Origin of the sequence: Arthrobacter sp. WCS2018Hpa-7, from assembly GCF_031843805.1 — a bacterium.
Taxonomy (GTDB): Bacteria; Actinomycetota; Actinomycetes; order Actinomycetales; family Micrococcaceae; genus Arthrobacter.
Map to the genome: position 1 here is coordinate 194,781 of NZ_JAVTJB010000007.1, position 10,614 is coordinate 205,394.

Annotated in this window: 7 protein-coding genes; 2 read left to right on the top strand and 5 right to left on the bottom strand. The window is 63.9% G+C overall.

What is annotated here, in order from left to right; all coding sequences use genetic code 11:
* The first annotated feature begins 255 nt into the window (after positions 1 to 255).
* On the top strand, positions 256 to 1,554 hold the full coding sequence (locus RQH14_RS10650) for a Y-family DNA polymerase (protein ID WP_311213221.1): 1,299 nt from the start codon (positions 256 to 258) through the stop codon (positions 1,552 to 1,554).
* Between the two features lie 34 nt (positions 1,555 to 1,588).
* On the opposite strand, the gene RQH14_RS10655 is transcribed toward RQH14_RS10650, so the two are convergent.
* Genes RQH14_RS10655 through nirB form a run of 3 tightly spaced genes read right to left on the bottom strand, consistent with a single transcriptional unit; the run spans position 1,589 to position 6,434 of the window.
* Positions 1,589 to 2,746 (bottom strand): uroporphyrinogen-III synthase, encoded by a 1,158-nt coding sequence (locus RQH14_RS10655; RefSeq protein WP_311213222.1) that lies wholly within the window; start codon positions 2,744 to 2,746, stop codon positions 1,589 to 1,591.
* A 13-nt stretch (positions 2,747 to 2,759) separates the two neighbouring features.
* Positions 2,760 to 3,794 (bottom strand): uroporphyrinogen-III C-methyltransferase, encoded by a 1,035-nt coding sequence (gene cobA, locus RQH14_RS10660; protein ID WP_311213223.1) that lies wholly within the window; start codon positions 3,792 to 3,794, stop codon positions 2,760 to 2,762.
* A gap of 9 nt (positions 3,795 to 3,803) precedes the next feature.
* Positions 3,804 to 6,434 (bottom strand): nitrite reductase large subunit NirB, encoded by a 2,631-nt coding sequence (gene nirB / locus RQH14_RS10665; protein ID WP_311213224.1) that lies wholly within the window; start codon positions 6,432 to 6,434, stop codon positions 3,804 to 3,806.
* Positions 6,435 to 6,717: 283 nt separating this feature from the next.
* Here nirB and nirD point away from each other — a divergent pair, with 283 nt between their 5' ends.
* A complete protein-coding gene (gene nirD, locus RQH14_RS10670; protein WP_311213225.1) occupies positions 6,718 to 7,080 on the top strand; it encodes a nitrite reductase small subunit NirD in 363 nt (120 codons plus the stop codon).
* A gap of 10 nt (positions 7,081 to 7,090) precedes the next feature.
* On the opposite strand, the gene RQH14_RS10675 is transcribed toward nirD, so the two are convergent.
* Positions 7,091 to 8,836: a phospho-sugar mutase gene (locus RQH14_RS10675; RefSeq protein ID WP_311213226.1), complete on the bottom strand. Its 1,746-nt coding sequence runs from the start codon at positions 8,834 to 8,836 to the stop codon at positions 7,091 to 7,093.
* Between the two features lie 101 nt (positions 8,837 to 8,937).
* Entirely contained in the window at positions 8,938 to 10,563 is a 1,626-nt protein-coding gene (locus RQH14_RS10680) for a glycoside hydrolase family 32 protein (RefSeq protein WP_311213227.1), read from the bottom strand.
* Positions 10,564 to 10,614: the final 51 nt, after the last annotated feature.

Sequence of the window (10,614 nt, forward strand, 5' to 3'; positions counted from 1 at the left end):
ATCTCGCGATAAGTGCCGCCAAATCCGAGGTCGTCACGTTTGCTAGTGCGATGGGGGCCAGGTGGTCCTCCTCAAAACGAATTACGGTCAAGGGTTGAGGCCTCTGCTGGACTACCGGGTCAGATGCATATCGAGACGAGGTCTTCTTGTCGGTGCGTGGCGGTACAGTGAAGGTATTCGAAGATATGTTCGAATACGCGGCGTGTGCTGCTGAGGAACGGCGGCGCGCGTGCTAGGGCCGAACGGAGGAGACCGATGTCCAAACCAGCACTCATGCATCAGATGCAGGAGATCGCCCACGTGGATATCAACTGCTTCTATGCGTCGGCGGAGCGTGCGTTCAACCCCGCACTGGAGGGCAAGCCGCTCATTGTGTTGTCCAACAACGACGGCTGCGCAGTGACCAGGTCTCCGGAAGCCAAGAAGCTGGGGATCGGGCTGGGGGAGCCATGGTTCAAACTGGCTCCACGGGCCAAGGAATGGGGACTCATTGCCCTGTCCAGCAACTACGAACTCTATGGGGACATCAGTTCCCGCGTCATGGAACTTCTGGCCCGCTACTCGGCGTGGCAGGAAGTCTACTCCATTGATGAGGCGTTTCTGGGGGTGAAAGGTCAGCCGGAAGACCTGCTGGAACTGGGACGCACCATCAAAGCTGCGTGCCAACGGCATGTGGGGGTTCCGGTCTGTGTGGGCATCGCCAGAACCAAGACCCTCGCCAAGTTGGCCAACAAGTGGGCCAAACACAATCCGGGCTTCCACGGAGTGTGCCGCTGGGACTCGATCCCTGAAGCCCACCGCGAAGCGCTGATGGCGCGGCTCTCCGTGATTGAGATCTGGGGTGTTGCCACCAGGCTGACCAAACGTCTGAATGCCATGGGGATCTTCTCCATCCTGGATCTGGTCCGGGCTGACCCCGTGGCTTTGCGGGACAAGTTCTCCATTGTCATGATGCGCACGGTGCTGGAACTCCAGGGCACCCCGTGCATCCCGATGGAGGAGGAAAGGATCGGGAGGGACCAGTTGATCTTCTCCCGCTCCTTTTCCACACCGATTACGACGGCGGCGCAGCTGCGGCAGGTGCTCAGCGTCTATGGCCAGATGGCAAGTGCCAGGCTGGCCAAACACGACCTCCAAGCAAAGTTGCTGACAGCCTTTGCTGCCACATCGGTCTACAACCCCAATGACAAGTCGTTTCCCACCGTTAACGTCAAACTCCCGATGCCCACCTCGGATCCCGTCCTGCTGACCAAGGCAGCGCACGCGTTGGTTCCAAGGATCCAGGAAGGCGTGAGATACGCCAAGGCCGGCATCATGGTGACCGACCTCCGCCCCAGCGGCAACCAGAAGCCCTTGGAGATCTTCGAGAACCGGCACGAAGAGCGTGGCATCGGCCCGCTGCTGGAGCAAGTCAGCAAGCGGTACGGCCGCGGCTCCATCGGTTTGGGGCACGCGGGAATCAAGGGAGGTCCGGACTGGTCCATGAAACGGGACATGCTCAGCCCCCGGTACACCACCAACTGGGATGAACTGCCCTTGGTGAAGGCGGCCTGACGAAGGAGGAAACCACCTCGTGGAGGCAGGGAGCCTACGCCCGCAGCCGGTAACCGCGCTTCACTACGGTCTCAACGAGCTTGCCATCCGGCAGCGAGGAACGCAGGCGGCTGACCGTCATGTCCAGGGCATGCACAGAGCCGCGCAGGTCCAACAGGTCCGAGAGCGCTTCCCGGGACAGTACTGCTCCGCCCGCGCCGAGCAGCGCCCGCAGGAGCAGCAGGGGAGCCGGTGCCAGGTCCACCACCTCACCGTTGATCCGCAGGCAGCGCCCGCGCAGTTCGATCGTGGCGCTCTTGGTCTCCAACCGGCGTACATGGTTGAGGGACAAGTGTTCGGTTACCAACCGGATCAGTGCGCCCATGCGGTAACGGTCCGGGATCAGTGGCGTCAGCCCGGCGTCGACCAGTGGTTGTGCGGTGACCGGCCCAACAGCGGCAACAGTGACGGGCCCCTTAAGGGCTTCGATGAGCTGCCGGTAGAGGCCCATTTCGTGGGCTGTGCTCCACATGGCGTCCACGGCTGGCGCGCTGGTGAACGTCAGTACGTCCAGGTTGCCGCCCACCACTGCCTCGATCAGGCGCGGCAGCTTGTCTTCGCCGTCGGGCTTCACCCAGCGGTACGGGGTCACCGTCAGGACCGTGGCGCCGGACATGCGGAGCCGTTCCAGCTGGCGGACATCGGTGTATCCGTGCAGCTGCACGGCCACGGTTTTGCCGCGCACACCTTCGGTCAGCAGCATGTCCACCAGCGTGGCGGTGGTTTCGTCACTGCTGATTCCGACGTCCGCAAGACCGGCAGCCCGCACGGCACCGCGGGCCTTGGGGCCTCGGACGAACATGCGGCAGGCGGACAGGGTTTCCAGGAGTTGCTCGCCGATGCCGAAGGAATCGGCGGCCTCACACCAGCGGCGCATGCCGTAGGCGGTGGTGGCGATGCAGATGTCGGGCTTGGCAGCAATGATGGTGCGGGTGTCCTCGATGAGGACCATGTCTTCCTGCACAGGGGCGATCTTCAAGGCGGGGGCGTGCAACACGCTCGCACCGCGGCGCTCCAGTGCCTCAATGAGGTCACGGGAGCGGCGGTGCGAGGTGACGCCGATTCGGAATCCGTCCAGCGGCGCATCGACGGCTTCGGAAACTCCCGGAGCGGCGGTAGCGTCGTGGACTTCGATGGCGCGTGCAACAGTCATGTGTTTTTTACCTTCAGGCTTCAAGGAGCGAAGCCGCGAGGCGGCTCAGTTCAGCGGATGCTTCTGCATGATTGCGGTTGGCTTCAGCCACCCGGACCACCTCGCCGATGACCAGCACGGCCGGGTTGCTGCAGCCTGTGGCAGCTGTTTCGATCGTACCCAAGTCAGCGATGGTGGTGCGCTGCCCCGGGCGGTAGCCGCGTTCCACCACAGCCATGGGCATGTCCGCGTTCATGCCTGCCCGGCGCAGCCCTGCGGCAAGCTGGGGAAGGGTACCGATGCCCATGAGGACCACAATCGTGCCGCCAAGGCCGGCAAGGTGGGTGTGTTCCTTCTCGGTCAAGGGTGCATGGCCGGACACTACGGTGAACATGTGGCTGACTTCGCGGTGCGTCACCGGGATCCCGGCTGCGGCGGGGACGGAGATGGCACTGGTGACACCGGAAATCACCCGCACAGGGACGCCGGCTGCAACACAGGCGGCCACTTCCTCGCCGCCGCGGCCGAACACGTACGGATCGCCGCCCTTGAGGCGGACCACGTTCTTGCCCAGCAGCGCAGCTTCCACCATGAGCTTCTCGATGTCACGCTGCGTCACCTTGTGCAGGCCCGGCTGCTTGCCAACATCCACCAGTTCGGCCGAGGTCAGGTCGGCCAGCTCCTGGTACGGTGCCAGGCGGTCGTAAAACACCACATCGGCATCGCGCAAGGCGTCCACGGCGCCAACCGTGAGCAGGTCCAAGGCTCCCGGACCTCCACCCACCAAGGTCACATGGCCGTCGGCGCCAGGTGCAGGCTCAAAAGCAACCGGGATTCCAGCGTCGCGGCAGCGTTCCACCAACGGCAGCCAACCGGCCTCGCCGTCGTCCACTATCGCCACCAGGAACGGGCGCTCCGGAAGCTGACCGTCACCCGGTACACCTTCCGGGGTGCTCAGCCGGTACACGTTGGCACCGGCGGTCTGATAGCGGCGGACGGCCTGGCGGGCAGACTTTTCCGATCCCGTGACAAGGACGTCACGGCCGGTGAGATCAATGGTGAGCTGCATGGTGAACCCCTAGTTTTCTGCGCCGACGGTTTCGCTGCGGACCGGGATAGTGGAAGCGATGAGCACGCCGCCCTTTTCCTCGTTGGTGGCCGGGCGGATCTGGCCACGCTCCGGAACGAAGGAAATGGATTGGTCCTTCTGGTCGGGGGCGTTGACGAAGGAACGGAAACGGCGGAGACGCTCCGGGTCCTTCAAGGTCTCGGCCCACTCGTCCTCGTAGGTGTCGATGTGCTTGGCCATGGCGGCTTCAAGCTCTTCGGCGATGCCCAAGGAGTCGTTGACCACTACTTCCTCGACGTGCTTGATGCCGCCGTCGAGCTCTTCCTGCCAGCGTGCCGTGCGCTGGAGGCGGTCAGCGGTGCGGATGTAGTACATGAGGTAGCGGTCGATGTACTTGAGCAGGGTTTCGTCGTCCAGGTCCTTGGCCAGCAGCTGGGCGTGGGCCGGAGTGGCGCCACCGTTGCCACCGACGTACAGGTTCCAGCCATCGGCCGTGGCGATGACGCCCACGTCCTTGCCGCGGGCCTCTGCACACTCGCGGGCGCAACCGGAAACGCCCATCTTCAGCTTGTGCGGGCTGCGCAGGCCACGGTAGCGAAGCTCCAAAGCGATGGCCATGGCCACGGAATCCTGGACACCGAAACGGCACCATGTGGATCCAACGCAGGACTTCACTGTGCGCAGGCTCTTGCCGTAGGCCTGGCCGGACTCGAAACCGGCGTCCACCAGTTCCTTCCAGATGTCCGGGAGCTGCTCCAGTCGGGCACCGAACATATCAATGCGCTGGCCGCCGGTGATTTTGGTGTAGAGGTTGTACTTCTCAGCAACCGCGGCGATGACGCCGAGGCCCTTGGGCGTGATCTCACCACCGGCGATGCGGGGGACCACCGAATACGTGCCGTCCTTCTGCATGTTCGCCAAGGCGCGGTCGTTGGTGTCCTGAAGGGAGCCGCGGCCGGCGTCCAGGACGTAGGCCGAGTGCTGGCTGGCCAGGATGGAGGCGATGGTCGGCTTGCAGATATCGCAGCCCGCACCGGTGCCGTACTTGGCCATGATCTCTTCGAAGGAAGAGAGCTCCAGGACGCGGATTGCGTCGAACAATTCCTGGCGGGAGAGGCTGATGTGCTCGCACAGCGCCTTGGAGACCTCGATGCCGGACTTCGTCAGTTCGCCCTCGAGGAGCTTCTTCAGCATGGGGACACAAGAACCACACTGCGTGCCGGCGCGGGTGCAGCCCTTGAGCTCGCCGAGTTCCTGGACGGGAGCGTTGCCTTCGCAGGCTCCGCATCCGTTGATGGTGTCGCGGATGGTCCCGGCCGCAACGTTGTTGCAGGAGCACAGGATGGCGTCGTCCGGCAGCTCGGTCTCGGGAGCTTCGCCGCCACCGGCGGCGCTCAAATATGCGCCGGGCTCTGCCGCGAGTTCGCGTCCCAGCAACGGACGGAGGCTCATGTAGGGGGAAGCGTCACCCACAAAGATGCCGCCCAGGAGGGTCTTGGCATCGTCTGTGGTGACAATCTTCTGATAGACGCCGCGTGCGGGGTCGGCGTAGACGATTTCCAGGGAGTGTTCGGTCCGGGCGAACGCGTCACCAAAGCTGGCAACGTCCACGCCCGACAACTTGAGCTTGGTGGCAGTGTCGAAGCCGGGGAACGTAGCCTCGCCGCCGTGCAGGCGGTCGGCAACGATCTCGGCCATGGTGTTGGCGGGTGCTACCAGGCCAAGGCACATGCCTTCAAAGTTGGCCACCTCGCCGATGGCCCAGATGCCGTCCACTTCAGTGGCGCAGAAGTCGTTGATGACCACGCCGCCGCGCTGGCCCAGGCTGAAGAGCTGTTCCTCGCCCTCTGCGGCGCGGAAGAGATCGTCACGGGGCTTGACGCCGATGGCAACAATGACGAGGTCGGCGTCAATAGTGCGGCCGTCAGCCATGAGGACACCGGTGACGTTGCCGTCGTCGTCCGTCACTACCTCCGACGGGAAGACGCCACCGTGGACTTCGAAGCCTTTTGCCTCGATCAGGCGACCGAGCGACTGGCCGGCTCCCTCGTCCAACTGGGTATTCATCAGCCACGGCGCGCCATTGATGACGATCGGAGTGGCGCCCAGCTGCTCGGTACCGGCAGCGGACTCAAGTCCCAACAGGCCACCACCAATGGTCACGGCGTTGACCTTGCGGCCCAGCTTTTCGCGCAGCCCGGCGATGGCCTTGTTAATCGCCCACACGTCTTCGAGCGTGCGGTAAACGTGGGTGTGTTCAGCACCGGGAATAGGGAGACGGGCAGCGTCCGAGCCCGAAGCCACCACCAAGTGGTCGTATTCGTACTTGTTTCCCGCCGCGGTGAGGACGCTCTTGGCCGCGGGGTCAATCTTGACGGCGCGCTCGCCGGTCTTGAGGGTCAAAGCCTCGTGGTCCCACATGGACGCTTCCCCCAAGGTGAGGTCAACGTCGGTTTCCGTGAGGGCCTTGCTCAACGCTACGCGGTCGTAGGGGAGGTGCGCCTCTTCGGTCAGCACCGTAACCTGCCAACCTTCAAGACCGCGATTGACCATGGCATCAGCGAAACGGTGGGCAGCGGGACCGCCGCCGACGACGACGACGCGGCGCGGGTTCTCTGTACTTGAAGTGTGTCCGGTCACTGGTGGGCCTTTCGCAGATGTTGCAGACGGATCTGTCGCAACTTGTGGTTCCAGCCTAGGGACGGGCAGTTTCGCTTCAGTTTCCCTTATGTTTCGTGATCTTAACTTCTGCATCACAAACGCATTTCGTGGGGTGTGAGGTCTCTTTTACGCGTTGGACACAAACCCGGACACCTGATGAAACACCCGGGTCCTAGCGTGGAAGAGTGGCCGCAAGCGTGGCCCGGTCCGGGGGAGTGACGGTGCGAAAAGCCACCACCCGGACACAGTGAGAGGGGCTGAAATGACCGTAATTCTGGACCGTGCCGAGGACCTGGCCACCACCGGCGAGTGGCACATCGTTTGCCCGGTGGATGAGCTCGAAGTGGCCTGGGGGGAAGCGGCACTGATCGCCGGCCGCCAGGTTGCCCTGTTCCGCACCACGCCCACCGAAGTATTCGCTGTGGCACAGCAGGACCCGGCAACACTGGCCAACGTCATGGCCCGCGGCATCATTGGATCCCGCGGAAGCCGGCCGACCATCGCCTCGCCGTTGCACAAAGAGGTCTACGACCTCGAAACCGGGGAGTGCTTCACCAACCCTGAACTCAAGCTCGACGTGTTCGCCGCCCGTTTGGTGGACGGCTTTATCGAGGTTGAACTCTAAGCCAAGCCGGCTAAAGGCCCAATGCTTCGCGGACATCCCTGAGGACATCGTCCAGGGATGTCCGCGCTGCTTGGCGTGCAGCGGGCAGTTCCGCCGCGGAGTCCACGGCCTGAATGACTTCCAAATAGCACTTGAGTTTGGGCTCCGTGCCACTTGGCCGGATGATGACCCGGCTTTGGTCCCGGGTGAGGTACAACAGACCGTCCGTGGGCGGCAAGGCTTCGCTTCCTTCGGCGAGGTCAGTGAAGACCTCGACGGCGGAGCCACCGAACGCTTCCGGCGCGTTGACGCGCAAGCGGTTCATCATGGCATCGAGGAGTCCCAGGTCGGCGACCCGGATGCTCAGTTGGTCGCTGGCGTGCAGTCCGTGGACCAGATAGAGGTCATCAAGGGTGTCGAAGATCGTCTTGCCCTCGGCCTTGGCCGCGGCGGCCAATTCGGCGATGAGGACTGCAGCTGAAATGCCGTCCTTATCGCGCACCAGGTCCGGTGCCACACAGTAACCCAGTGCTTCCTCATATCCGTAGCTGAGGCCGGGAACCCGTGAAATCCATTTGAAGCCCGTCAGCGTTTCCTCATGCTTGTACCCTGCGGCCGCGGCGATCCGCGACAACAGACGCGAGGAAACGATCGAGTTGGCGAAGACGCCGTCCCGGGGTTCTTCGCCTTCGCTGACTGCCATCCGGGCCACAATGTGGGCACCCAGCAGCGCACCCACTTCATCGCCGCGGAGCATCCGCCAGGATCCCGTCGAGGGGTCCAAAGCGGCGACCGCAGCCCGGTCGGCGTCGGGGTCGTTGGCCAAAACGATGTCTGCGCCCGACTCTGCGGCGGCCGCGAGGGCCAGGTCCAGCGCGCCGGGCTCCTCCGGGTTGGGGAACGCGACAGTGGGGAAGTCCGGATCCGGCTCGGCTTGTTCGGCCACGAGGGAGACGTCCGTGAAACCCGCTGCCTTCAGGACGGAGACAGCTGTTTCGCCGCCCACACCGTGCATGGGCGTCAGGACGATCTTGAGGTCCCTCGCGGGGAAGTGTTCACGATCCACCAGTCCTGCCATGGCGGATTCGTAGTCGGCGGCGATGGCCGTCGGCAGCACTGTCCAACCACTGTCTGCCAGTTCAATGGAGTCCAAGGCACCCACGGCTTCGATCCTGGCGGCGATTTCTGCGTCGTACGGCGCGACGATCTGGGATCCGCGCCCGCTTTCGGACACTGCGTGTCGTCCCAGGTAGACCTTGTAGCCGTTGTCCTGCGGCGGGTTGTGGCTGGCTGTCACCATCACACCGCCGTCGCAGTCCAGGTTCCTGACCGCGTAGGCGAGCAACGGCGTCGGAAGTGCTGCCGGCATCAGGAACGTCTCTATGCCTGCCGCTGTGAAGATCGCCGCAGTCTCTTCCGCGAAAATGTCCGAGTTGTAGCGGGCATCGAAGCCGACGACGGCGCGGGGCCGGGTGCCCGGCGCAGCGGCAGCTACCGTTTCGGTGAGGAACGCCGCCAGGCCCGCCGCGGCCCGGCGGACCACCACGCGGTTCATGCGGTTTGGCCCCGGGCCGAGCGCTGCGCGGAGGCCGGCTGTGCCGAATTGCAGGGTGCCGTTGAAGCTGTCGCCCAGTTCCTGGGCTGCTCCCGCATCACCGCCGCTGGCGAGGTCGGCCAGCTCCTCCAGGGCAGCGGACGTCGCCGGGTCTGGATCCTGGGAAGCCCACTCGCGGGCGTCGGTGAGCAGTTGTTCAAGTGCGGCATCGCTGGATGTCATAGGGTCAAAACTATCCTCAATGAGCCGCGAAGGGGCAACGGGGTGTGGGATCCGGCCTTGAGGGGTAGTTGTAATAGGTGGGATCCAGCCCTCGGAGGGCGTTAGAGCGCGCGGGAAGTGATGGTGAAGTCCGTGTCGCCCTCCGAGCTGAACGCCGAGGATCCGGTGTTGTCCCAGTCCGGGAAGAAGATGTCTGAGATGACCGCCTCTCCAGAGCCAATGAAGACCTCCACCGAGGACGCATCCAGGAGAATCGTGAGCCGGACGGTGTGATCATTCCCGGAGGACGGCAGCTTAACCTCATGGAACGGGCTGAACTTCTCCGAGAAGTTGCTGGTCCCGGCCTTTGACCGGTCCACCCTGACGGTGCGTGTTTCCTGGGTGTAGGAGATGCGGAGGCCGGCTTTGCCGTCGGAGGATTGCCGAAGGATCAGGCCGGCCTCGCTCGCAGAGACGAGGTCCATCTCCAGTTCGATCAGCTGCGTCCGGGCTGCGAAGTCCGGACCCAGGTCCTGGAGTGAGGACCCTACGGTGAGGTTTTTGCTCTTGACTTCACCGGAGCGTTCCAGCGTCTCCTTGGCGGCACCGGCGATGGCCGATCGCAACTCAAACCGTTTCCCGCCCCGAACCAAGGTGAGTTCACGGGGAACGGCCATGGAACCGCGCCACGGCGTGGTCGGCACATCCTGGGCGTAGTCCCAGTTGCCCATCCAGCCCAGGAGTACGGGCTTGTCCCCGGGCGCACCGGAAATGGAGTTTGCTGCGTAGTAGTCCGCGCCGTGATCCAGCCACTGCGATTCCTCGAGCGGTGCATCAGCGGCAGCCGCGTTTTCGGCGGTGAAGCGGGTTCCGTCGAACTCACCCACGAAGTACTGCATCCCTGAGCCGCCTGCGATGCCCCCGGGGTTGATGCTCAGGAGCATGACCCACTTCTTGGCCGTGGAGTCCTCCACGTCCATCTGCACAAGTTCAGGTACTTCCCAGAGCCCACCTTGGGCGCCGGCTCCGGAGAAGTCACTCAGGAATTCCCAGCGCAGGAGGTCCGTGGACTTGAACATCTTCACTACCTGGGCGTCGGCCACCACGGTGGTCATGACCCAGTAGCGGCCGGGTTCATACCAAGTAATTTTGGGATCGCGGAAATTGTTGTTGGTAAGGGCAAGGTTCAGGACGGGGTTGCCTTTGTACTTCTGCCACGAGGTCCCGTTGTCCAGGCTGAACGCGATCGATTGCGCCTGGGCACCTTGAGGCAGCGCGCCGTTTTTGCCGTAGGCGCTGGTGTACAGGGCCACCATGGGTGGGTTCTCCGCCGAGCCGAGGCCGGACGCATTGTTCGTATCCATCACGATGCAGCCCGAGAAGATCTCTTCTTCAGGGCTCGCCTCCATGGCTACGGGTTGCTCGTCCCAATGCACCAGGTCCGTGCTGGTGGAGTGGCCCCAGGACATGTTGCCCCACGAGTTTCCGTGCGGGTTGTACTGGTAGAAAGCGTGGTAGGTGCCGTCGTGGTAGACGAGCCCGTTGGGGTCGTTGAGCCAGTTCTTCCCCGCCGTCAGATGCGCGACGGGCCGCCATGGATCCGAAGGGGACGGGCGGTGCCCGCCCGGGGTGGGGGCCGGCGTCGGGCCTTCCGTCCGGGTGCAGGACACGGCAGAGAAGGCGACCACGACGGCGGCACTTGCGGCCAGCAATTGGCGGCGGGACAGGTGGGGGCTGGGGTAAGTCATGGGGAGAAATCCTGAGGGTTGGGGGTGGCAAGGGTGCCGGCTCTTCTGGAG